This window comes from Dethiosulfatarculus sandiegensis (assembly GCF_000931935.2).
Lineage (GTDB): Bacteria > Desulfobacterota > Desulfarculia > Desulfarculales > Desulfarculaceae > Dethiosulfatarculus > Dethiosulfatarculus sandiegensis.
Window position 1 is genome coordinate 166,950 of sequence record NZ_AZAC01000002.1, and the last position, 23,237, is coordinate 190,186.

General features: G+C 53.5%; 17 protein-coding genes, 2 tRNA genes, 1 pseudogene and 1 other annotated feature. Of the genes and pseudogenes, 8 read left to right on the forward strand and 12 right to left on the reverse strand.

Annotated features, from left to right (window positions below):
• Nucleotides 1-87: 87 nt before the first annotated feature.
• A complete protein-coding gene (gene ahbA / locus X474_RS02420; protein ID WP_044346517.1) occupies nucleotides 88-534 on the reverse strand; it encodes a siroheme decarboxylase subunit alpha in 447 nt (148 codons plus the stop codon).
• 431 nt (nucleotides 535-965) lie between these two features.
• Between ahbA and X474_RS02430 the strand changes: the two genes are divergently transcribed.
• Nucleotides 966-2,519 carry a thiolase C-terminal domain-containing protein gene (locus X474_RS02430; RefSeq protein ID WP_052514760.1) on the forward strand — a complete coding sequence of 518 codons (1,554 nt, stop codon included), beginning with the start codon at nucleotides 966-968 and terminating at the stop codon, nucleotides 2,517-2,519.
• 80 nt (nucleotides 2,520-2,599) lie between these two features.
• A complete protein-coding gene (gene sucC, locus X474_RS02435; RefSeq protein WP_044346520.1) occupies nucleotides 2,600-3,763 on the forward strand; it encodes an ADP-forming succinate--CoA ligase subunit beta in 1,164 nt (387 codons plus the stop codon).
• 405 nt (nucleotides 3,764-4,168) lie between these two features.
• Here the strand turns inward: sucC and X474_RS25935 are convergent, their stop codons facing one another.
• From X474_RS25935 to X474_RS02485, 9 genes are all read right to left on the reverse strand, one after another.
• Nucleotides 4,169-4,399, reverse strand: coding sequence for a hypothetical protein (locus tag X474_RS25935; protein WP_156360580.1), 231 nt, complete (start codon nucleotides 4,397-4,399; stop codon nucleotides 4,169-4,171).
• A gap of 495 nt (nucleotides 4,400-4,894) precedes the next feature.
• Nucleotides 4,895-6,031, reverse strand: a complete 1,137-nt coding sequence (locus X474_RS02450) for a 4Fe-4S dicluster domain-containing protein (RefSeq protein ID WP_044346525.1) — start codon at nucleotides 6,029-6,031, stop codon at nucleotides 4,895-4,897.
• Between the two features lie 239 nt (nucleotides 6,032-6,270).
• Nucleotides 6,271-7,029, reverse strand: a complete 759-nt coding sequence (locus tag X474_RS02455) for a YkgJ family cysteine cluster protein (protein WP_052514761.1) — start codon at nucleotides 7,027-7,029, stop codon at nucleotides 6,271-6,273.
• Nucleotides 7,029-7,781: a YkgJ family cysteine cluster protein gene (locus X474_RS02460; RefSeq protein WP_044346527.1), complete on the reverse strand. Its 753-nt coding sequence runs from the start codon at nucleotides 7,779-7,781 to the stop codon at nucleotides 7,029-7,031. The genes X474_RS02455 and X474_RS02460 overlap by 1 nt, the downstream gene beginning before the upstream one ends.
• Before the next feature lie 610 nt (nucleotides 7,782-8,391).
• Nucleotides 8,392-9,003, reverse strand: coding sequence for a 2-oxoacid:acceptor oxidoreductase family protein (locus X474_RS02465; RefSeq protein ID WP_044346529.1), 612 nt, complete (start codon nucleotides 9,001-9,003; stop codon nucleotides 8,392-8,394).
• Entirely contained in the window at nucleotides 9,000-9,842 is an 843-nt protein-coding gene (locus X474_RS02470) for a 2-oxoacid:ferredoxin oxidoreductase subunit beta (protein WP_044346531.1), read from the reverse strand. The genes X474_RS02465 and X474_RS02470 overlap by 4 nt, the downstream gene beginning before the upstream one ends.
• Nucleotides 9,842-10,981 carry a 2-oxoacid:acceptor oxidoreductase subunit alpha gene (locus tag X474_RS02475; protein ID WP_231688278.1) on the reverse strand — a complete coding sequence of 380 codons (1,140 nt, stop codon included), beginning with the start codon at nucleotides 10,979-10,981 and terminating at the stop codon, nucleotides 9,842-9,844. Before X474_RS02475 ends, X474_RS02470 begins: the two co-directional genes overlap by 1 nt.
• Nucleotides 10,974-11,324 carry a 4Fe-4S dicluster domain-containing protein gene (locus tag X474_RS25440; protein ID WP_044346534.1) on the reverse strand — a complete coding sequence of 117 codons (351 nt, stop codon included), beginning with the start codon at nucleotides 11,322-11,324 and terminating at the stop codon, nucleotides 10,974-10,976. Before X474_RS25440 ends, X474_RS02475 begins: the two co-directional genes overlap by 8 nt.
• Nucleotides 11,321-11,779: a thioesterase family protein gene (locus X474_RS02485; protein WP_156360581.1), complete on the reverse strand. Its 459-nt coding sequence runs from the start codon at nucleotides 11,777-11,779 to the stop codon at nucleotides 11,321-11,323. The genes X474_RS25440 and X474_RS02485 overlap by 4 nt, the downstream gene beginning before the upstream one ends.
• Nucleotides 11,780-12,007: 228 nt before the next feature.
• On the opposite strand from X474_RS02485, the gene X474_RS02490 reads away from it, so the two are divergent.
• Together X474_RS02490 and X474_RS02495 are read left to right on the forward strand one after the other, a co-directional pair.
• Nucleotides 12,008-12,083: transfer RNA gene (locus X474_RS02490), tRNA-Lys, on the forward strand.
• 9 nt (nucleotides 12,084-12,092) lie between these two features.
• Nucleotides 12,093-12,170: transfer RNA gene (locus tag X474_RS02495), tRNA-Glu, on the forward strand.
• A gap of 513 nt (nucleotides 12,171-12,683) precedes the next feature.
• On the opposite strand, the gene X474_RS02500 is transcribed toward X474_RS02495, so the two are convergent.
• The gene (locus X474_RS02500; protein WP_044346536.1) at nucleotides 12,684-13,553 is read right to left on the reverse strand and encodes a class I SAM-dependent methyltransferase; all 870 of its coding nucleotides are present in this window, start codon (nucleotides 13,551-13,553) and stop codon (nucleotides 12,684-12,686) included.
• A gap of 691 nt (nucleotides 13,554-14,244) precedes the next feature.
• Nucleotides 14,245-14,739 carry an MFS transporter gene (locus X474_RS02505; RefSeq protein ID WP_082464085.1) on the reverse strand — a complete coding sequence of 165 codons (495 nt, stop codon included), beginning with the start codon at nucleotides 14,737-14,739 and terminating at the stop codon, nucleotides 14,245-14,247.
• 77 nt (nucleotides 14,740-14,816) lie between these two features.
• Here X474_RS02505 and X474_RS25445 point away from each other — a divergent pair.
• The 4 genes and pseudogenes from X474_RS25445 to X474_RS02540 all read left to right on the forward strand — a co-directional run bounded on the left by X474_RS25445 (nucleotide 14,817) and on the right by X474_RS02540 (nucleotide 23,222).
• Nucleotides 14,817-15,867, forward strand: a pseudogene (locus X474_RS25445) (IS3 family transposase).
• Nucleotides 15,094-15,210, forward strand: a sequence feature (AL1L pseudoknot). Its footprint overlaps the pseudogene before it by 117 nt.
• Nucleotides 15,868-16,124: 257 nt before the next feature.
• Nucleotides 16,125-16,817 carry a TetR/AcrR family transcriptional regulator gene (locus X474_RS02525; RefSeq protein ID WP_082464086.1) on the forward strand — a complete coding sequence of 231 codons (693 nt, stop codon included), beginning with the start codon at nucleotides 16,125-16,127 and terminating at the stop codon, nucleotides 16,815-16,817.
• Between the two features lie 690 nt (nucleotides 16,818-17,507).
• Nucleotides 17,508-21,872 (forward strand): autotransporter domain-containing protein, encoded by a 4,365-nt coding sequence (locus X474_RS02530; RefSeq protein ID WP_197281930.1) that lies wholly within the window; start codon nucleotides 17,508-17,510, stop codon nucleotides 21,870-21,872.
• Between the two features lie 693 nt (nucleotides 21,873-22,565).
• The gene (locus X474_RS02540) at nucleotides 22,566-23,222 is read left to right on the forward strand and encodes a DUF6064 family protein (protein ID WP_052514766.1); all 657 of its coding nucleotides are present in this window, start codon (nucleotides 22,566-22,568) and stop codon (nucleotides 23,220-23,222) included.
• Nucleotides 23,223-23,237 lie beyond the last annotated feature (15 nt).

The following is a 23,237-nucleotide window of genomic DNA, read 5'->3' on the forward strand; positions in this document are numbered from 1 at the left end:
CCGGGCGCGCCAAATTCAGCTGACTGAGAAAATAGCTTATAGCGGATATTTTTAATTCCGGGGCGGCCCTGGCTGTCAAACAGCCCTTCAGACCTTGAAGTCCACCTGGATTTTAAAAAGTTTTTTGGAGGGGAAGGAATAAATATCCTTAACCCCGGTTTTCTCGGCCAGGGCCTTGAGGGATTTTTCAATATAATCCATGGAAGGCGCGATAAAGGTGAACCAGACATTGAATTCGTGGTCTCTCAAGTAGTTGTGGGTCACTTCATCATAGGCGTTCACCGCTTCCACGAACTGGTCCAGTTTTTCAGAAGGCACCTTGGCCGCGCACAGGGTGGAGGTGAAACCCAGTCGGGAACTCTGGAAATTGCCGCCGATCCGCCTGATTACACCGCTTTTTTTAAGGCCTGCCAGCCGGGACAGCACTTCTTCTTCACTAAGCCCAAGTTTTTGCCCCAAATCTAGAAAAGGCGTTTCAGATATGGGCAGGTTGGATTGCACCTCGCGTAAGATAGCCTTGTCAGTCTGATCCATTTTTTATTTCTTTCCTGGCTTCCCCTGGGTTGTCGGCTTTTTTAAGGGCCAAGGCCGGAATATAATTAACAGGGCGTCCCCGGGCCAGATGCCGGGACCTAAGCCCTTTTTCATTACCCAAGCATGCCCCATGACCCTGGTTTCCGCAAGCCAACCTTAACGGGTTGCAAAGTTTTTTGTTTTGCGGGCCAAACTCCCCGCTCAATAGAAAACCGCTTCGCCCAAACTGCCTGATAAATTGCCTCTTCTTTTTTCAGAAGTGGGTAAAATATTTATTTTACTTTACAGATCAACAGGTTGCCATGGGTAAGGTTTTATGGATGACATCTGAGATGAACCTTGGTCTTTTGGTGTTTTATGTCCTATAGTGAAGGCAAAACCGCTTGGCTCGCAAAGTTTATGGCTTTGATTCTTAAAGGAGGTGTTTATCCATGCCTCAACCGGTCTATGTAGCCGGTGCTGCCCTGACCCCTTTTGGCAGATCCAGGGAGTCATTGGTTGATCTCCTGGCCGCAGCTGCGAAAGGGGCCATGGATCAGGCCGGGGTTAAAGAGCTGGACGCCGTATACCTTGGTGTGATGAACCCGGAAGGCTTTACCGGTGACGGCAACCTGTCCGTGTCTTTGGCCGATCGCCTGAATATAAGCGGTGCGGCCAGCTCCAGGGTGGAGACCGCCAGCTCCACCGGGGCCGGGGCCCTGGAGAGCGCCTTTTTTGCGGTGGCCAGCGGGTACTGTACCAATGTTCTGGTGGTGGCGGGTGAGAAGATGACAGGCCTTTCCACCAAGGCCGCCACCCGGCTTTTGGCCCAGGTCATAGATAAGGGTGAACGCCGGTACGGGGCTTCCATGCCCGGTTTGGCAGGGCTCATAGCCAGGGCCTATGCCGAGGCCCACGGCATGGCCGAAGAGCGGCTCCTGGAAGGTTTGTGCATGGTTGCCATGAAAAACCACGCCAGGGGCGCGCTTAATCCCTATGCCCAGTTCCGGAAAGAGATAACGCCCGAGAAATATTTCAGCTCCCGCAAGGTGGCCGACCCGCTTTGCCTGTATGATTGCGCCCCCATCACTGACGGGGCGGCGGCGGTTGTTTTGAGCCGGGAAAAGGGGGCGGTCAGGCTGGCCGGGGTGGGACATGCCACAGACTCATCGGCAGTAACCCGAAGGGGCAGCCTCACCAGCTTCAACTCCACTCGCCAGGCTGCCATGAGGGCCTATGCCATGGCCCGCATAAATCCCCAGGAGGTGGATTTCGCAGAGGTGCACGACGCCTTTACCATGTTTGAGGTGATAGGCTCTGAAGACCTGGGCTTTTTTCCTCCCGGTGGGGGATTGGAGGCAGCCTTGGAAGGCCGCACCAGTGTGGGCGGCGAGATACCCATCAACTGCTCAGGGGGGCTGAAGGCCAGGGGGCATCCGGTGGGCGCGTCGGGCCTGGCCCAGGTGGTTGAGGCCTGCTGGCTGCTTACAGGAGAGGTGGAAAAGCCGCAACGGCTTGGTTTCAAACCCCAGGTGGCCCTCACCCAGTCCATAGGTGGATTGGGGAACAATAACCTGGTGAGCATATTGACCCTGGCTGCCAGGGAAATAGACGAGGAAGGCCCCTGGCAGCCCAGTTTTGCCCCTGCCCTGGCTCCCTTGACTCGGGCCAGGCCTGAACCGCCGCCCGGCCAGGCTCACGGCAGGCTGCTTTCGCATACTGTGTTGCACAACCCTCCCGAGGGCTTTGAGGCCCCCTTAAGACTGGGCCTGGTGCGAACCAAGGCGGGGTGGGGCTCGTTGGCCCATCTCAAGGCCGGGGAAAACCCGGTTTTGGGTGGCAAGGTGGTGCTGGAGCTGCAAAAGGGATTTTACCAGGCAAGAGCTGTGAGCGATCTGGCCGTGCCCTGGCTCAAGGCTCGCGATCTGTGGCGAAGCCTGCCTGTTTTGGCCCGCAGATTCAAGCGCAGGCGCATAAACCGTGACAAGGAGAGGCAAGCCGAATAAAGACTGGGTTGAAGCCCGGGGGATGCTGGTATAAACTTGCCAAACTCCATTCTCTTAATGAACATTCGAGGATACACACCATGAACGTACATGAGTATCAGGCCAAGGAGTTGATGAGGAGCTTCGGCATTCCGGTGCCAGAAGGCGGAATTGCCACCAGTGCGGACGAGGCCTATGAGGTTGCCAAGTCCCTGGGTGGCGGCCCGGTTGTGGTCAAGGCCCAGGTTCATGCCGGTGGTCGAGGCAAGGCCGGCGGCGTCAAGGTGGTTAAAAATGCCGAGGAGGCCAGGGACGCGGCCGAAAAGATGATCGGCATGAAGCTTGTCACCCACCAGACCGGGGGTGAGGGCAAGCTGGTGCGCAAGGTCTATGTGGAAAAAGCCACAGATATCGACCGGGAGCTTTATCTGGCCGTGGTGCTGGACAGGAGTGCTGAAAAACTCCTGGTTATGGCTTCTCCGGCGGGCGGCATGGATATCGAAGCCGTGGCCGAGAAGACCCCCGAGAAGATATTCACCACCCATATTCAACCCGGACTTCCCCTGTGGGCCTATCAGGGACGCAAGCTTTTGTTTGGCTGCGGATTAAGCGGAGAGGCCCTTAAGCAGGGGGCTAAGTTGATTCAGTCCCTGGCCACCCTGGCCTGGGAAAAAGAGACCTCCCTGGTGGAGATCAACCCCCTGGTGGTCACCAAGGCCGGGGATCTAATTGCCTTGGACGCCAAGATCAATTTTGACGATTCCGCCCTTTTCAGGCACGCGGAGATCGCCGAGCTGAAAGACCCCCTGGAGACCGATCCCCTGGAGCTTAAGGCCAAGAGCTACGGCCTTAACTACATCCGCCTGCAAGGCAATGTGGGCACCATGGTGAACGGCGCCGGCCTGGCCATGGCAACCATGGATGTGATCAAAATGGCCGGGGCCGAACCTGCCAACTTCTTGGACGCAGGCGGCGGAGCCAATGAAGAGATGGTGAGCCGGGGATTTGAGATCATCTTAGGCGATCCCAATGTAAAGGCAATTCTCATTAACATTTTCGGCGGCATCCTACGCTGCGACACTCTGGCCGCGGGCGTGGTGGCGGCAGCCAAGAAGATGGATGTGAAGGTGCCTTTGGTGGTGCGCCTGGAAGGCACCAATCATGAAGAAGGCCGCCGCATTCTGGATGAAAGCGGGCTCGACTTCACCACCGCCGGAACCATGAGCGAGGCCGCGGACAAGGTGGCCGAGGTGGTTAACGGGTAAAAGAGAATTCAGAGCCTTAAGGGCCTGAAACAGGATTTGAAAAGAGCCGTCCCGTGTCAAAAAAGGGACGGCTCTTTTTTATTTTTAATCGGGGTTAGGCCAAGGCGTTAATTCATGGGAGACGCCCACTTTATTTTGCCAGGCTTTTTTTGAAAAATTCCGTGACTTCAGACATATATCGTCTTTTTCCCCCACTAAAAAGAGCATCGGGGCTTGGTTGGGTTGAGAATCTTTAAAAATAATAATGGTGGTTGTGTAAATATTGACGTGGGAGACAAATGATAAACCCTTAGGGGAAAGATTATTGATTATGGCCCTCTCACCGCTTAAAAGAGATGCCACTCCCCCGCTTGAATAACCCATAATACTGATTTTACCGGCATCAATATCAGGGCGGGTGTCGAGTCATTTCAAGGCGTTGAATGCGTCGGCCAGGCGCATGCCAAAGGTAATGTCGGTTCCCGCTGTCTGGTTGGTATTGGCAATTCCCCTGGCCTCAAAACTATAAGGTATAAAGGCGACTATCTGATTTTTATTCAGTTTTTCAGCCATGGCCAATTCCCGCCAGGGGAAAACCCCGCCCGAGGCATGCGTTATTACAATCGCCGGCATTTTACCGTTTATTTTGTCTGGCATTATAAGCCCGCCATAAATGGTTTCCCTGGGAGCCTTATCTGTACTTTTTTGGAATATTTCCGTAATATCGCTAACCTTTGGCGCCTGATAGGCGATTTTAGCGCTGGATTTGGAGGCAAGGTTTTTACCGGTTCCAATGGAGCCGCGCAACCAAAGGCAATTGATAAATAAAAATGCTAATGATAATAAATTTTTAATTTTTATATCATTTCAATTCAGGGGGGATGTACCACACGTTTTTTTAAGATGCGGTAAATAAGAACGAGGCGGCCTTTTTAGGCCGCCTCGTCAGGCTGTTGACAAACAGCCTGAACGCGGGCCATGGACGGCCCGCCGAATTGCGAGGATTTCTTAAGACGAGTAATTCGAGCCACTTGGCAAAACCGCGTTTTTGCCAAGTGGCCTCTGACAATGTCCAGGAGGACTTTGTCAGCAAGCTAAACGAGGCGGCCTTTTTAGGCCGCCTCGTGGCATCCCTGTCTGCCATTCAAACAGCTAGGCTTGGCTTTGCTTTTTTTGTTCGGCGTATTCTTTTTGCACCTGAGTCAAAAAGAGCACTACCGGGCGATAGGCCAGGTGAGCCCATTTGGCAAAGGGCACTTCCAGGACCAGCATGGGTATGGCCACCATCAGGTGGATGACATAGATGATGTATACCGGCAATGCCCAACCCAGGAAGATAAAGGCGTGGACCAGGATGCCGGTTAGGGTGGTTAGTTGCAACAATGCCAAAAACATCCAGTCTGTGCCGTGGGAGTTCTTATAGGGCGCTTTGCTTTTTTTGATGCGTCCGATAAGGGCGTAGGTGGTGCCGTACATGATCGCCGCGGTGGCATAGTAGCCGACTATGGTCATAAGAACGCTTATGGTGGGCCACTCGGGGTCTATCACGGAATCACGCTGGAACCAGCGCAGCCCCACCACCACCATCAAAAAGACCGAACTGTAACCGGTCATGATCAAAAGGTGAATGATCCACTGTTTGCGGTCTTCGCATTTGGAAAACTGCTTTTGGGTCACGGTGTGGATCAAAAGGTCCTTGGCCTTGGCCAGATATAAACTTATGGGAATCTTTTTAAGCTCTCCTTTGGTCACCATTTGAGCGCATCGGTATACGTTGCTTAAAAGGACCGCACTTAAGACCACGGCCATGATCCAGTCCAGGATTTCAATGATCCAGTTGGGCGCAAAGGTGTTTAGCTGCACCACATCATGGGAGGCTCCCCAGTTGGCAAAAAAGACAAAGCCCAGGCCCACTAAAATGGCCACAATAGAGACGGCCATGATCTCGAAGATTTCAGAGGTGTAGAATTTTTTGGCAAACCCGGTCCAGTCGTATTGGGAGGTGAGGTACCTGCGCATAACCATCATGGTCTCACCCGGGTCCGCTCCCCTGGGGCAGAGGTCCGAACACTCGCCGCAATAGTAGCAAAGCCAGGGTTCGGGCGATTCCAGAATTTTGTCTTTAAGGCCCAGTTGGGCGTATCGCACGATTTTGCGGGGAAATGGTGTATCTTCGGTGGACAGGGGACACACACCCGTACAGTTACCGCAGTGATAACAGTTGCCCGCATCCTCCAAGCCAAATTCCTTCAGCTCTTTCAGCAGATTCGGATATACCTTTGCGCTCATCCCATCTCTCCTAATCTGATCAGGCACGAAAGACCCGAAAAAGACCCCTATATTCCGCTGGATCTAAGTGTCTCCCTCGGTATCTTTGGTTTTCGGTCCTCACTTTATAAGACTTTGTGAAAAATTAATCAAGCATAAACCACGACCTCGGAAAAAATCAAGTTTGTCCATCTATTAACTAAGCCGAGAGGTCTTTTTAAAAAAAGCTTCCCGGCCTTGAAACCGGTGTCTGCAAACGGCTAGGCGTCCTTCAGACGCATGGTCGGCTCACCAAACAGGGAGAATTTGAGCCAATCAAAACCGAATTTCAGGAGTTCCAGATCGTCTTCACCAATGGCCTGCATGCGTTCAGGCTCGATATCGAAAAGTTGGGTCATCCTGCCTTGGCTGGCCAGCGCGCGGAAGGCCTCCAGCCGGTAACAGGCCAGAAAGAACATGCGCATCTTTTTGGCTATCACCTCACTGTCTGCATCCACCGGCTGACGGGTGATAAGGGGCAGGAAGAGATCGTTCACCTGATTATAGGTCTCAAGACCCTGGTCCTTGGTCCAGGTCTCCGGGGACCATTTTGCCCCTTTTAAAAAGCCTTGGCAATGATCTTCCCTGACCAGAAAGAATGATTCCTCGAGAGAGTCGTCATATTGCTTTCTGGTGGCGCGCCCCAGGGGGTAGGTGCGACAGGCTCCGGGCCTGTCTTGATAAACTGTGCAGCCTTTTTCCAGGGAAACAAAGGGGCAGAGCCCCTCTGCGTCCCGGTTCATTTTGAGCTTCACCTGAGGCCAGCCGTTTTGCCCTGGCTCCACGTCCGCGTATCTTTCCAGAAACTCATCCGAGGAGATGCCAAGGTGAGTGCGCAGACGCAAAATATCATAGGGCGTGAGCACCAGATTCAGCCTGCGGCAGCATTGGTTGAAACAGGAGACCTGGGGATTGCAGGCAAAGGTGAAACCATCTTCTCCCAGCTCGCTGAATCTTTTGTCCCGTTTGTCCGGCAGCACTAGCCGGCTTCCTTGGCCGCCTTGATGGCGCTTTCTTTGACCGTGAGGGTTTTTTGGCCCAACAGCCCGAATTTAACCCAATCAAAGCCCAGGTCCAACATGGCCACGTCTTCGGTTCTACAGATATCTATTCTTTCCTGGTCCAGTTCGAATTTATCCAGGAAGCTGGATTCAAAGATCAGCTTTCTGAAGCCGTCTACATCATAGAGCGCAGTGATGATCATGTTCAGAATTTGCTGGTTTTCAATATCCAGTTTGCGCATGAATTCATGGGCGGCCAGGGCGTCATAGCTTCCGTCGGATTCCTTGGACTGGGTGGCCCCCTGGTCTTTAAGCCAGGACTTTACCTGCCAGTCGTCGCCCTTGACCAGACCATGACAGCGGTCACCGGTGGCAATTACACTGAAACCGCCGGCTCCCGCCTCATCCAGGGGGAACATGCGGCAGGCCCAGGGGCGGTGGGCATAGATGAGACAGCCGTGAGGGCGAACAAAAAAGCATTTGTTGTTGTCCTCGGTATTCATGCGGAGCTGCACCAGGGGAAGGTGCCGATCAGGGACCACCACCACATCGGTGTATTTTTTCAAGAATTCGGTGGAGGTCATTTCAAGGGCGGTTTTCATGCGGATGACATCATTGGGGGTGAGAAAGATATTCACATCCCGGCAACAGGAAGTATAGCATTCAAGGCCGCTGTGACAGGCAAAACAGAAATGATCTTCAAGTGTTAGAGCCTTTTTCTCTTGTGTCATGATCCATCCTCGACCTTCCCTTGCCCCTTTTTGAAGGCAGGGGATTAGAGACTTAGTGCAGGTTCGTTTACAAACAAGCCTGTTGCGGGTTAATGATATACCCAAAAATTCAAGTTTTTGGGCCTCCCTAACGGCCCCTGAAACTCTACGAGTTTTGGGGACCCCGAATGAACACCCCTGAAACTCTACGAGTTTTGGGGACCCCGAATGACGGGTCATTTCGGTGTTAGTGTTAATATTATTAATAATTTTAATAAGTTAGTAAGATTACACTTTACCGGCTTACCTTTCACAAAACCCGGGAGGGCTTTATCTGTAAGCCGTTAGTACTTTTTTGCACATGCTAAGGCTTATACCAGCCTTTATCGCTAGGGTCAATTCACATGCCAGGACTTTGTCTCTGTTCGCAAGCCCATTAGAGAAAGGCAACCTTTCGCGTATCATGAAGATTGCACTATTTCACAAACCAGGTAGGGGCATAATGCACGATTGGGGGCAAAACACCAAATAAAAAAACGCCCACCATTCCTTAAAGAAATGGTGGGCGTTTTTGGGTCAGGACTCTGCCTGGGCCCTTGGTCCGGGCTTGCAGATTATGAGTGTGCGGTTGTCAGATATCCGCTGCACTGGGTTCGGGCATTTCCGGTTCGGCGATCTCGGCATAATCCTTGGCCATTTTGGCCCCAAGGCTGAGCGCCTTTTTGTTGAGCGCCTCGGTGCCTTTGGGAACCCTGGCCATAAGGGCTTTTTCCAGGGATTTTCTGCTTACCAGGTCTGTAAGCTCGCAGATGGCGCCCAAGGCGATGACATTGGCCACCATGGGCTTTTTAAGCTTGTCCCTGGCCATGGCCGTAAAGGGCAACTTGATGGCCCGGCTGCTGGGGGGATGGGTCACCAGGTCGGCGTCCACGATCATCCAGGCTGCAGGATTCAAATCCCAGCAATAGGTGTCTGCCGACTGCTGGGTAAGGGCCAGGAGCAGATCCACCCGGTTGCACAGGGGATAATCTATATCCTCGTCGCTTATGATGACCTCGGCCTTGCTGGCTCCGCCCCTGGCTTCAGGGCCGTAGGACTGCACCATGGCGACTTTGCGCCCGTCATAAAGGCCGCATGCCTCGGCCAGCACCAGTCCCGCCAGGATCAGTCCCTGGCCGCCGCTGCCTGCCAGACGGACTTCGACCCTTGGCTGGGGCAAGGTGTTTTTGCCTTGAGCCGTCATTTTTTGCCCTCCTTGCCCGCCTTTTCGCAGATCCTTTGAAAGGCGTCCCAATAGGTTTCCTGCTCGCGGTCAACCAAAACGCCTGTGGCAAAGGATTCTTTCTTTTTGGCTTCGGGGAGCTCGTTATAGCGCTCCAACTTGACCCCGCGCTTTTTAAAGGATTTAAGCATATCAATCTGGCTGCCCAGTTTGTTCTGACGGCCAAAGTTGGTGTGGCAGGGGCTCAAGACCTCAACCACTGAAAATCCCGAATGGGTAAAGGCCTGGGCCAGGAGCTTGTCCAACTGGTTGACATGGAACACGGTGGAGCGGGCCACAAAAGAAGCACCCGCCGTGGCGGTAAGGGCGCAGATGTCAAAGGCCGGTTCAATATGTCCGTAGCGGGCGGTGGTCGCCTTGGCGCCCATGGGCGTGGTGGGGCTGTACTGTCCGCCGGTCATGCCGTAGTTGGAGTTGTTTACGATCACCGCGGTGATGTTCAGGTTGCGCCTGGCCGCGTGGATCAGGTGGTTTCCGCCGATGGCCGTGGCGTCGCCGTCGCCCATGATGGTGATCACGTTCAGTTTGGGATTGCCCAGGTGGATGCCGGTGGCAAAGGTGAGCGCCCTGCCGTGGGTGGTGTGTACGCTGCCCACATCCACATAGACCGGCATTCTGCCGGTGCAGCCAATGCCGGAGACCAGGGCCACCTCGTCTTTAGTGAGTTCTGTCATATCCAAGGCGCGCACCAAGGAGCCCAAGAGGATCCCCAGGCCGCAGCCCGGGCACCAGACGTGGGGGAACTTCTTGTCGTGCCGCAACCACTTGTAGACCGGCTTATCTGTAGGTAAAGCCGCCATTACAGCACCTCCCGCATACGGCTAAGGATCTCATCGGGGGTGATCATGGTCCCGTCCATCTTGCTGTGCCGGTAAACGCTGGTGCGACCGGCGTTGACTCTCTTGACCTCACGGGCCATCTGACCCATGTTCAACTCGGGAACAATCACCGCTTTTTTGCCTTCAAGAGCCATTTCAACCGCCTGGCGGGGGAAAGGCCACAGGCTAAGGAGCTGCAACAGCCCCACCTTGATGCCCCGTTCGCGCGCCATGCGCACAGCCGCCCTGGCGCTCCTGGCGGTGCAGCCATAGGCAATGATCGCCAGGTCCGCATCTTCCATGGAGTAGGATTTGGTGTATTGCAGATCCTTGAAGTGGCGGCTGATTTTTTCGAACATCCTATTATAGAATGGTTCTACTTCGTCTACCCTGCGGGTGGGGAAGCCCCGCTCGTCATGCACCAGGCCGGTGACATGGTAGCGGTAGCCTTCGCCTAAGTCGGCCAGCCTCGGGATCAATGAACCGTCGGTTTTGTACGGTGTGTACCAGTCCGGCGGCACGGTGGGCTGGCGGCGGTTTATGATCTCAATATCCTTGTCCTTCGGCAGGGAGACCTTTTCCCTCATGTGGGCCACGGTCTCGTCGGAGAGCAGGATAACCGGAGTGCGGTAGCGTTCGGCATGGTTAAATGCCAAGACAGTCAGCTCATAGGACTCGGCCACGCTGGAGGGGCAGAGCACGATAGCCGGATGATCGCCGTGGGTGCCCCAACGGGCCTGTTGCACATCGCCCTGGGCCACGTTGGTGGGCAGCCCGGTGCTGGGGCCGGCCCTCATCACGTTCACAAGCACCATGGGAATCTCGGCAATACAGCCGTAACCCAGGTTTTCCTGCATCAGGGAGAAGCCCGGGCCGCTGGTGGCGGTCATTGCCTTGCGCCCGGTGAGTGAGGCCCCCAGGCAACATCCCACACTGGCGATTTCATCTTCCATTTGAATAAAGGGATTGCCTTTTTTAGGCAATTCCCGGCTCATGATCTCGGTAATCTCGCTGGCAGGGGTGATTGGGTAGCCCGCGAAAAAGTCACACCCTGCGGCCAGGGCTCCATAGGCGATGGCCTCGTTGCCCTGCATCAAACGGGCTTGCTGCCTTTTAGGCACCGTTCTCCTCCCCATCGGCCGCCATGGGGGCCAGCCTTTCAGGACTGTGGTTTGGGCTCACATTCGAGCCGGGTGTGCCGGGTGAGGGCGCATTTTTCTTTTCTTTTTCGCCATCTGTGGGTTTCCCCACAGTGATGGCGAAGTCTGGACACAGCTTTTCGCACAAGCCGCAGGCAATGCAGCGCTCGGGCTGAGCCTGATAGGGATAACCCCACTCATCGGACTCAAGCACCTTTCTGGGACAGAATGCCACACAGTTGCCGCAACGCTTGCACCAAGCGTGGTACAGACTCACTTTGCTCTCGACCTTGTCTCCTTTGGCCGAGGCTTTCTTGGCGCTCAATTTTCGCCTCCCTGGGCGGCTTTTTTGGCCGCCACGGAATCCAGGAATTTGGCGCGGTCAACCAGAAAACGCACATGGACCCCGTGCGCCACCTGATCCCGCCCATCCTGGGCGCTGACGTTAAAAACAAGCTTGCTGCCCTTGGTTTCGACCAATTCCGCCGAAGCGGTCACGGTAAAGCCCTCCGGGGTGGGGGCCAGGTGGTCCATCTCCATGCGGGATCCCACGCACATTTGGTCCGGATGCAAAAAAACCTCCACGCAGGCCAAAGAAGCCTTTTCCAGGAGGGTCATTAAAGTCATGGAGGATAAAACCTCCACACCAGGGTTGCCAAAGGAGGATGCCAAGTCCTCTTGTCGCACCAGGGCTCGGGCCTTTCCTTTTAGTCCGGGTCGAATCGAAGCGTTGGTCCCCATCCGGTCCTCCATTCGGGCCGCATGCCTTTCTTTCTCCATATTTTGCACCGAAACATGGAGTAAAAACAGATCCAAAACCAATTTCTTCCGCTCAACTTCACGGTCCTCCTAGTTTAGCGTTCCCCCTGGAGCCCTGCAAGGACAAGATGCGTAGTTTTTCTACCCAAAAACAAAATTGTCTACTAAAATAAAGGTGTATAAAAAGAAAGTACTTGGGTTCTTGACACCCCCCAAAGGTCATGGTAAGAAACCAAATCCTAACCGGTTGGGCCGTTAACTCAGTTGGTAGAGTATCTGCCTTTTAAGCAGAGAGTCGCGTGTTCGAGCCACGCACGGCCCACCAACAAAATAAGTCCCCATCGTCTAGCCAGGTCCAGGACACCGGCCTTTCACGCCGGCGACACGGGTTCAAATCCCGTTGGGGACGCCAAATAGATATCAATAGGCTAGCCGCTTTTGGCTAGCCTATTTTTTTGAGCAAGCAGCTCAATATCGGGCCTTGCGTCAGTGTAATTTCCTTCTAAATATATCTCGGTAGTGGTCTGCCTCTGGCGCCTCAGTATCTACTGAACCCGTTTGATCCCCATTTTTTGAACGTCATTCAAGTACCTGGCCATTGAATGCCGGATATCTTGATAACCGAACGGCTCAACACGGTTCAACCCCGGCCTGCTGGCAAAGGCCAGGGTATTCCTTCCACCCGTCCTTGACCTTCTTTTGATATCCAACCGGCAGCCTGTGAGCACGCTGCCGGGCGGTGGTGTTCTCGCCATGCTCATCAAGCTGGTAGTAGAAGGGGAAAAGGTATGGACTGGACCGTTTTCTGGACAATGATTGCGGCTGTGGCTCTTTATGTGGTCGTGGCGGTGGATAAGCTTTTTTTATAAGGGGAATACCGAAAAAGGCACCAGCAACCTGGCACCCTTTGTGAGCCCCCTATTTTTTAACCCAGATTATTTAGGCTCGAATTAAATAACCGCTTTTGGCAATGCAATGTAGTTATCAAGTTAAGATGCCTGCTGTGAACTCTCAGCGGAAAGCGATGTATTTTAATAGATTTGAAATATCGCTTTACGGCCTTTTCGATTTGCCAGATACAATTGATGTGTTCAATCTCGATCAAGCGATCATAATTTAGGCTCAGGGAATCAAAATGCTTTTTGGAGCTCAGCCATCTACCAGCGCCCCATGCCAGACCGCCCTCATTGGGAATGCTTATATAAAAGCTGCCATAATCCGTGAGAACCCGGCACACTTCTTCCAAACATAGATCGAGAAAAGCGAGATGCTCTAAATTGTAAACGGAAATGATGGTATCAAAAATATTATTATCAAAGGGCAGGTTGTAGGCGTCTCCCCTTACTGCAAAATGATCACCGGGGCCGCTTTTTTCACGGATGGAAAACGATTTGAGGGTCTCCATATCCATATCGAGTCCGATATAGGTTTCAACATCGCCACAAAAATCAAGATGAGCTCCATCTCCACAGCCGATATCGAGCAGCCAATTGCTGGACTGACCATGCCTCCAATTGCTAATAATCCGATGACCAGCCATTTGAATCCAACTCAGCGGACCACTGGATCTGTAAGAATAGTCGTGTCCCTCCCTCCACATGTTTTGCCATTTCAAATAGTGTTTATCTTCATACAATAGAGGTAAACGGATGCGGGATTTAGGGCGGGCGTCGAGGATTTTGTCAATATACTTTATATTCCGGTGACACTTATCACAAACAAATCGGTCGGTGGCTACGGCTAAATCGCTGCTTAGACAATCAGGGCAGCGCAGTATCGGTGACAGAACTTCCATTGTTCCCCCGCGCCTTTAGTTTTGTGGGGCCTGCCTGAGCAAAGCAATGCAAGTTTCTGCCGCTCAAACCGCGAATTAGTCTTGTTTACTACTGATCATCTTGGTTTTAAATTCACCACTTCGCGTATAGCATCCCCCCTTTTATTTAATGGTTTATGCATACTTTATACCATATACTAGTGGGTGAAATAGATTATAATATTTTTTCTCTTCTTGAACAGATGATTGCAGCCAGCCCAATGCACAAGTAACCCGACCGTGGTTGAGCAGCCAGAGACGATTATAGTTGAGCCGGTAGTGGGTGAATCGGGTTGGGCCGCCTTGAGGACATACTGATGGTGGCCGTTATCATAAGTATGATTCTCTATGTGGTCGTGGCGGTGGATTAGCTTTTTTTGTAGTAAGGATAAGTTTTGAGACGCTCGTGTCCTGAAAGGCCGGGGATGTCTATCTTACCGAACACGGTCAAGGCGGTTTTGGGAAGAAATGCCTGTTTTTTCTTGGGGGGATGGAAAAACACTACTATAGCCAGTCAAATCCAACGGCTTAGGTGTTCTGCCCTTCAACGATAGACATATTTGTCGCTTTTGCGTTTGATCAGTTTTTTTTGGGTGGTCATTTAATTCTCCTTATTTTGGATAACTTGGCGTTAATCCAGGAAATAAATCACCCCTCTAATTCTGACAAGGTGTCAACTCAAGCCCCTCGTCTGGCAGATAATCCGTTTGAGGTATTGTGACAATAAATCAGAACGACCGCTATGAACACCGGGATTGCATTTTAACTCAATATAATAACGATCCACATATGCTGCGTAAATGAACCCTCCGATTACGTATGCTACCGCAGTTAAAGCAAATCCGATCGACAGCCCGATGGTTTCTTGCAGGTAGCCCATCATGAGGGTACCGATCCCGATACCAATATCATAAGACAGCAAATAGGTTGTATTTGCCACTCCGCGTTTTGGGATCGAGGTTGTTCCCGAAACAAAAGCTTGAAAAAGCGGCTGTAAAATACCATAGCCAACCCCAAAAAGTAATGCAGCAATAAGTAAATGTATTCCAGTTGTCAGAAATGCATAGCTGGTCATTGTTGAAATTGAAATCACTAAACTGGCATAGACCAGCACACGATGCTTGCCAGCATCAATCATTTTCTGTGTTGTTAATTTGGATACCAGCATACCGACGACAAGGCAGATATAGAAGTATGAACCGCCCCGGTATTGCCGGAGACCTCAGAGTTTGAGAGGATGGGGTCATGGAACAAGGCAAGAGATATCCCAAAGAGGTGAAGGATCGCGCTGTACGTATGGTGCTTGAGCACCAGGAGGAGTACGGCACGCAGTGGTCAGCCATCAGTTCGATAGCTCCCAAGTGGGTTGCACCTGCGAGATCCTGCGACGCTGGGTGAGGCAAGCCGAGCGTGATCAGGGTCTTCGCGCCGGTCTGACAACATCAGAGCGTGAAAAGCTCAAGCAACTGAAACGTGAGAACCGTGAGCTACGGCGGGCCAATGAGATACTGCGCCAAGCGTCGGCGTTTTTCGCCCAGGCGGAGCTCGACCGCCTACGGAAGTGATGGTTTCCTTTATCGACAATCAACGCCAGGTCCACGGGGTCGAGCCGATCTGCGCGATGCTGCCGATCGCCCCGCCGGTCTACTATGAGCACAAGGCCAGACAGGCCTATCTTAAGCGCCTGCCGAAAAGGGCCAAGCGGGATGCCTATCTGTGCACTGAGATACGCCGGGTGTGGAATGATAACTTCCGGGTTTATGGAGCGCGCAAGGCATGGCGCCTGCTTCTTCGTGATGAAATAGAAGTGGCCCGGTGTACGGTGGAGTAATGGGTCTGACCGGTGCAGTGAGGGGCATGAAGGTTAGGACCACGAGGCCGGAAGATGACGCTTTTTGTCCGACCGACTTGGTCCGGCGCAACTTAACGGCCGAGCGTCCCAATGAGCTGTGGATCGCCGATCTCACCTATGTTTCGATCTGGCTTGCCTTCGCCTACGTGGCCTTTATCATCGATTTATTTGCCCGCATGATAGTGGGCTGGTGGCTATCAAATTCGCTCAAAACAGACCTGCCCCTTAGCGCTGACAACGCCATGGCCGAATCGGTTATCGGCACTGAAGTGATCAACAAACAAGGCCCCTGGAAGCATCGCCAGGCCGTGGAATTCGCCACTCTGGCTTGGGTGGATTGGCTCCAACAACCGGTGCTTGTTGGAGCCAATCGGAAATGTCCCGCTTGCCGAGATGGAATATATGTATTATCAGGATAAACAGGGTCAGACCATGGTGGCCTGACTCAAACAAAAACCTCTCCGGATTTCCCGGGGCGGTTCAATTTTAAACCTTTTCGCCAGAGGGGAGGGCGCCTCTCGGGATCACACTATGCCGCTTAGATGATTGTCCGTTTTTGATGGGTAAGATTATGTCAAGGCCGCATCCATGCTGGTTGCGCTTTCGTGAGGGCGGTCTCTTAATAAAAGCGTATAATTTAAATTTTGTGGTAATTATAGAACCTTCCAAGGTTGGATTGGTTAACTTTGGAAGCATGATAAATGTGTCGAATCATTATGCCCAAAACAAAAACATATCATCATGGTGCTCTGCGCCAGGCGCTTATCTCTGAGGCCCTTAATATTATTGGTAAAAAGGGCGTCTCAGCCGTGACGATGAGGGGCCTGGGCCAGGCCCTGGGCGTGTCCCGCACCGCGGCTTACCGCCACTTTGACAACAAGCATGATTTGTTGTGTGCCGTGGCCGAAGACGGATTCAACGCCATCGCCGATAGATACGGTAAAATCGTGGAAGAGGCCGGGCCCGACGCCCAGACCACCATGGCAGCCTTGGGCAGGGCCTATGTACACTTTGCCCAGGAATTTCCCAATATGTTCCGTTTGATGTTCAGCTCCGAGCTGGCCGGTCAGGCCCGCAAACCCTCCCTTAGGGCCGCGGTGCACCGTTCCAACCTGGTTCTAGGGGCAACGGTATTGCAATGCCAAAAACAGGGAGTAATACGACAGGGCGACCCCCAGGTCTTAGCCAACATCCTGTGGGCCGGCATGCACGGCTTGGCCAGGCTGCTGGTGGACGGCCAACTGCAAACCGATGAACAAGAACAAGGGGTGCCGATCATGACCACCGACAAGGCGGGCACGCTGCAAAAAAAAGCCGGGCTCGTCCTGGACCAGATGGTTGAGGCGCTTCTGCAAGGCCTTGCACCCAAACCGGCTGATTCAGACGCCACATGACCAGGCCGCGTTAACCCAAACGTAGTTCAACAGTAGAAACATTGGCTGCTTTTGTCTGGTTAAATTTTTGAGCAGGTCCCGACCTGCCGGTGCATCAGGAGCCCGCCCGGGCGACAGGGTTAAATTCATGGTTGTTCGAGCACTCGCGGCGACCAGGTGAATTTTTGCTGACCCATGCCCGCCCAAATGCACCTTGTTTGATTTTTAAGCAATTCTCACACATTCAGTTGATTCCTTGTTATAGAATCCCCGCGCCGTGCCGGAGCGCGTTCCCGCGACCGCGCTTGCCGCTTTTGGTCCAGCTTCCGGGAAAATTAGATGGCTTTATGTATTTTTTATAAGCAGGATACCCCTTTATCCTACTAGTATTTAATTTGGATTTAAATGTTGACTCTGTTCACAGTTGAATTTAGACTCTATTTCGAACTTAGGTAGATACTTCCGTCTGTCTCCAATGATTTCTGCCTGGGGCTATTCTAAACAGGTCGGCAATAATTCTATTACTTGACTATACTGGATTTACTGATAATGGAAGTTATAATTCTACTTTCCGCCGGATTCCATGTTCTGCGCAGCCATTTTACATCTTGTTTTCCCAGCTTTTTATCTTCACCCAACCCCCCAATCAAAGCGTTACCATTTATCGTTATATTTTTATTATTAGCCTTCCCCTGCGCATCCCAAGCCGAGGTGGGCGCCAACCCGGACTCTGGCAACCCCTATGACTACTCCGGGGCGGGCGACTGGCTGGGCAGCGCGGGCGACGACCAGTTCACCAACAATGTCGGAGCCACCGTAAACGGCGATGTGGACATGACCCAGGGCGGCAGCGATACCTTTATAAACAATGGCACGGTTACGGGGGGCTACAAAGGCGCCAGCAGCAACGGCAACCGTATAACAAACTCTGGTGATATAGAACATATTTACGCCAGCTATAACGACTTGGATTACAGCTCCGGCGGATCAAACACCATATACAACAATGACACGGTTGCTTGGAGCATAGATGGCAGCTTTAACCGCGGAAAATACAGCTCCGGAGGCTCAAACACCATATACAACTATCATTCGGTTAGCTATATATACGGCAGCTATAACCACGGAGACTACAGCTCCGGCGGGTCGAACACTATAAACAACTATCATTCGGCTAACTCTTCTATATCCGGCAGCAGAAATATAGGTAATTTCAGCTCCGGCGGGTCGAACACTATAAACAACTATCATTCGGCGGACTATATATACGGCAGCAGAAATGTGGGTAATTACAGCTCCGGCGGGTCGAACACTATAAACAACTATCATTCGGTTGACTCTATATACGGCAGCAGAAATTTGGGTAATTACAGCTCCGGCGGCTTCAATACCATTTATAATTACGGCACAGCCAGGTTCATTTATGGAGATACCACCAAATTTGACCACCACTACGGCGGATCAAATGTAATATACAACTACGGCACCATTACTAGTGATATTTATGCCGTATCCAATACCTCCAGAGCCTACTTCGGCTTCAACACCGTCTACAATTTTGCCACCATCGGCGACGACCTGTATGGCAATTACAATAGGACTGAGTATGCTTCGGGAGGCTCCAACACCCTATACAACTATGGTATTGTTGGTGATGGCAGTGCGGTAGCGGGAGATGGCAGCAATATCTATGGCAGCCGCAACTTTGAACTTTACGCAAACGGAGGCGACAATACAATCCATAACTTCGGCAGCGTGCTGAACTACATCTACGGTTCTCAAAACCAGGGGGCAAGCTCCAGCGGCGGCTCCAACACCATATACAACTACTCCGGCGGCACGGTCGGGGATAGCATATATGGCAGCCATAACTATGGAGGCGGCGTTACCGAAGCTGAAAAAAGCAGCGGTGGCTCCAACGCCATATACAACTATGGAACCGTGACCGACCAAATTACAGGCAGCCACAATGAAGGCGACTACAGCAACGGCGGCAGCAACACCATATACAACGCCGGCACCACCACCTACCTTAACGGCAGCCATAACGAAGGCGACTACAGCAACGGCGGCGGGAACACCATATACAACGCCGGCACCACCACCTACCTTAACGGCAGCCACAACGAAGGCGACTACAGCAGCGGCGGCGGCAACACCATAATCAACAACGGCACGGTGCTGCTTGAAATTGTCGGCACCCGCAACATAGGCGACAACACCAGCGGCGGCGGCAACACCATAATAAACAGCGGCACCGTGGCAACTAATATATATGGCAGCAAAAACATTGGCGCGGGCTCCAGCGGCGGGGATGACAATATAACCAACTCCGGCAGCGTGGGCGGCAGCATTCTGGCCGCGGACGGCAACGACACCGTGACCATGCAGAGCGGCCCTGAAACGGTGGGCGGCAACATAGACGGCGGCAGCGGCAACGACACCATAATCTACTCCGGCGGCGCCTGGATCCGGAACCACCCCAGGGTGATCAACTTTGAGAATGACGCGGTGAACGCCACCCACAACCTCACCTTGAACGGCGACTGGGACCTGGGAGGGGACACCGCCCAGGTCAACGGCGGCACCCTGACCGTGGTTGGCACCCTTAACGCGGGCGCTTTGGCAATCACTTCCGGCACGGTCAACATAAACGGCACCGCCGAGATAAGCGGCGCGTTGGTAAATCCCGGCGACTTGACCGTTGGACCGGGCGGTTTCTTGAGCGCACCCAGCCTGGATAACCTGGGCACTGCCACCATCAACGGTTCTACCGTTATAGACGGCGCTGTGACCAACCCCGGCGGCTTGACCGTGGGATCAAGTGGTTCCTTGAGCGGGGCCAGCCTGGATAACTCAGGCACTGCCACTATCAACGGCTCTACCGTTATAGACGGCGCTGTGACCAACCCCGGCGGCCTGACCGTGGGATCAAGTGGTTCCTTGAGCGGGGCCAGCCTGGATAACTCAGGCACTGCCACCATTAACGGCGCGACCGTTATAGACGGCGCTGTGAGCAACCCGGGCGGTCTGACCGTGGGAGCAAGTGGTTCCTTGAGCGGGGCCAGCCTGGATAACTCCGCCACTACCATCATAAACGGCTCTGCCGAGATAAGCGGCGCGGCGAGCAATTCCGGCAGCCTGAATGTGGCCTCGGGCGCTTCTTTGCATGCGGCCAGCCTGGATAACCCAGGCACTGCCACCATCAACGGATCTACCGTTATAAACGGCGCGGTGAGCAACCCGGGCGGTCTGACCGTGGGATCAAGTGGTTCCTTGAGCGCGGGCAGCCTGAACAACTCCGGCACTGCCTACCTGAGCGGAAGCGCCGCCATAAGAGGCCCGGTTGTAAATTCCAATTATTTGAATGTGGGGGGCTCTTTGAGCGCGGGCAGCTTGAACAACTCCGGTGAGGCCGTCATCTCGGGCACGGCCACTGTCCACGGCGGCACGGACAACTTCGGCAGAATGGTGGTCAACGGCACGCTTACCACGGCCAGGCTGGACAACTCCGGCTTCCTGGGCGGCTCCGGCACTATTCATGCCGATATACAGAACACCGGCATACTGAGCCCGGGCAATTCCATCGGCACCTTGAACGTGGCAAGCTCGGTGGTGTTCGAGCCGGGCTCGACCCTGGTGGCGGAACTGGAAAGCACCGGCCTGTGCGACCTGTTGAACATATCAGGCCGCATCACCATAAACGGCGGCGCCGTCTCCACCGCTATCCCAAGGGCGCTGTACACCGACGGCTTTTTCTGGAGTATTATCAAGGCCGATGGTGGGGTAAGCGGATTTTTCGACACCATCGACAGCCAGCTAAATTCAGCCGTCCTCAGCCTCGACCAGGCCAACACCGGCGAAGGCCTGAATCTCGTGATCAACCGCAAATCCTATGGGTCTTTTGTCACCGGCGGCGCCATGGACACCGGCCGTGGCCTGGACAAACTGGTTCCCCTGGCCTCGGGCAACATGGAAAAGCTCCTGCTCTCCATGGACTTCGACCTGACAGCGGACCAGATCGGCCAAATCGTCAACGCGCTGAATCCCGAGATGTACACCGCCTTCAGCGCGGCCTCGCTGAACACCGGGGCATTGTTCGATAGGGCCATGACCCGCCGCCTGCGCAAGCTGGGGCGGCGCAAGGCATACTCCCTGGCCGCGGCCCGGGATTCAGACGGCCTGGTGCAACTGGCCGCGTCCGAGGTCACTCAGCTGGGTGCGACCTCCGGGCAGATGCCCCGGGGCTGGGGCATGTGGGGCCGGGCCATGGGCCTGTGGGCCGATCAAACCGAAACCGGCGGCTACCTGGGCCGGGGCCAGACCACCGGCGGCGCGGCCATTGGCGCGGACTACATTATAGACAACTGGCTGGTGCTGGGCCTGGCCGCCGGAGCCACGCGCACGGATCTTTCCTGGAGCGGCGGCAGCTATGACGGCGACATGGAGGCCATGCACACCGGGCTCTACGCCCGCGCCGGGTTCGAAGATTTTTTCGGCATTGTCACGATTTCCTATTCCCGTTTTGCAAACAGCGCCACCAGGCCCATGAACTTCGGCGGTTTTTCCGCCGATGCCAAGGGAGATTTCGATGCCGATCTCTATGACGCGGGCTTGGCTCTGGGCTATCAGTTGCGGGTGGAAAAATGGCTTCTGGAGCCGGTGGCCGGTCTGGATTATCAGCATCTGGCGGAAGAAGGCTTCAGCGAAAGCGGCGCGGGCTGGCTGGGATTGGACATCGCCGACCGCGACACGGACTCAACCATGTTCAGCCTGGGCCTGAGCGCCACCCGGATCATCCAAGCCGGTGATTGGGAACTGCTCCCCAGGCTGGGAATCTCCTGGCAACACCGCCTAGGCGACGACCGCCCCTCTTTGGATGCGTCATTCATGGGCTGCGGCTCGGCGCCTTTCAATGTATCCGGCGCGGAGTTTTTATCCGACCTTGCGCTTATAGAGGCAGGCGTTTCACTCGCCATGCGCCCCGGTTTGGATCTCTTTGCCGACTACAGCTTAACCTATGCCGACGACTATAACGCCCAGACGCTTAGCGCCGGCCTGAAGATCAGTTGGTGACGGCGGGTTTTAGCTTCGTATGTGGCTTATCAGCATCATGTGTGAGGTTTGCCATTGCATGCCTTGGTAATAATTATAATATTCTATGGTTTTTCTGACAATACGGATGGCAGCCGCTGAGAACGGATGCCTCTCACCTGGTCACCATTCATGGCTGGACAATTAAACCTGTCTGCCAAATTTAGAGAGTGTTCAGAACAGGGACGCCAGGTCAATTCACAAAGCGCAAATCTCTTGCGGGATTTGCGCTTTGTTCGTTTTGCCCGCCAGGGGTCTTTTAGATAAAGGGCGAAAACTTTATCAAGCACCAAGGACGTCAACCGGGCTTCCATGGAGTTGCCTGTTTTCCGGACTGTTGATGGCCTGAGGGGAAAGGAGAAAAAGCTTTCGACCAAATTGATAAGTATGTCTATGGAGCACACCGCAGGATTCCTCTATTTCAGTTTCAGTCAATCGTTCCAGCCATTGGCAGATTCCCTTTGCGGCCAGAGAAATGCGCCCGGAAAGCCCATGACGGCTTCATGCTTTACCTTGTTCCCTTGGCCGCACCCGTCCGGTTTTTTCACGAAATGTAAATGAATTTTCATGGGATAAAAGCACTGCGCCAGGGAAGTTTTAAAATGGGTTGTTAATTGATCGGGCCATTTGAAACCACTGTAATAACAGGTCCCTGAACAGCAAAAGGAAAGAATCATGGATATTCCTGCGCAAAATCCCTTTTTCGCCATGTTTGAAATGTATCACTCGCAAGTGCAGTTTTTTCCTTACCTGGGCTTTGGGCTCGGGTTTGCGGTGATAGCCTTGTTTTTTGGCAGCTATCATCAAAGATCCAGGATTTCGCTTTTGATCCTTGCCTTTCTCTGGGCCTGGAATGGGCTCGTATTGTTTACCTATGAGGCGGCTGGGCTGTCGCCAGTGCTTTATTCGCTACAAGGCCTTTTGTTTCCGATTCAGGCATTGCTGCTTATCCATGCCGCCTGCGCCAAAAAGCCGCCGGATTTTGGCATTGGCTATGGCCTTTCCGGAAAGGCCGGTCTGGCGTTGATGTTCACGGCTATTTTTATTTATCCCATTGTGGGCAATATTACCGGGCATACTTTTCCCGCGGCCCCGGTCTTTCCGGAGCCATGCCCCTTAACCATATTTACATTCGGGTATTTACTGTCGACCCGGACCTTGATCCGGCCCGTTCTGATTTTTATTCCCTTTCTCTGGTCCCTTACCGGGATGATTGCGGTCCTTAAGCTTGGAGTGATGGCAGATTCGATTGAACTGATCACAGGCATAAGCTGCACTGTCGCGATTTTGCTAAAAAACAGGAAGATCGCCAACACCGCAAGACCGGCCTGATTCGGGAGCCTGTAT

Bases quoted from the DNA above. Each gene is read 5' to 3' on its own strand.
- ahbA (WP_044346517.1), bottom strand. From the start codon at position 534: ATGGATCAGACTGACAAGGCTATCTTACGCGAGGTGCAATCCAACCTG.
- X474_RS02430 (WP_052514760.1), top strand. From the start codon at position 966: ATGCCTCAACCGGTCTATGTAGCCGGTGCTGCCCTGACCCCTTTTGGC.
- sucC (WP_044346520.1), top strand. From the start codon at position 2,600: ATGAACGTACATGAGTATCAGGCCAAGGAGTTGATGAGGAGCTTCGGC.
- X474_RS25935 (WP_156360580.1), bottom strand. From the start codon at position 4,399: ATGCCAGACAAAATAAACGGTAAAATGCCGGCGATTGTAATAACGCAT.
- X474_RS02450 (WP_044346525.1), bottom strand. From the start codon at position 6,031: ATGAGCGCAAAGGTATATCCGAATCTGCTGAAAGAGCTGAAGGAATTT.
- X474_RS02460 (WP_044346527.1), bottom strand. From the start codon at position 7,781: ATGACACAAGAGAAAAAGGCTCTAACACTTGAAGATCATTTCTGTTTT.
- X474_RS02465 (WP_044346529.1), bottom strand. From the start codon at position 9,003: ATGACGGCTCAAGGCAAAAACACCTTGCCCCAGCCAAGGGTCGAAGTC.
- X474_RS02470 (WP_044346531.1), bottom strand. From the start codon at position 9,842: ATGGCGGCTTTACCTACAGATAAGCCGGTCTACAAGTGGTTGCGGCAC.
- X474_RS02485 (WP_156360581.1), bottom strand. From the start codon at position 11,779: ATGGAGAAAGAAAGGCATGCGGCCCGAATGGAGGACCGGATGGGGACC.
- X474_RS02500 (WP_044346536.1), bottom strand. From the start codon at position 13,553: ATGGAAGTTCTGTCACCGATACTGCGCTGCCCTGATTGTCTAAGCAGC.
- X474_RS02505 (WP_082464085.1), bottom strand. From the start codon at position 14,739: ATGCTGGTATCCAAATTAACAACACAGAAAATGATTGATGCTGGCAAG.
- X474_RS02525 (WP_082464086.1), top strand. From the start codon at position 16,125: ATGTGTCGAATCATTATGCCCAAAACAAAAACATATCATCATGGTGCT.
- X474_RS02540 (WP_052514766.1), top strand. From the start codon at position 22,566: ATGGATATTCCTGCGCAAAATCCCTTTTTCGCCATGTTTGAAATGTAT.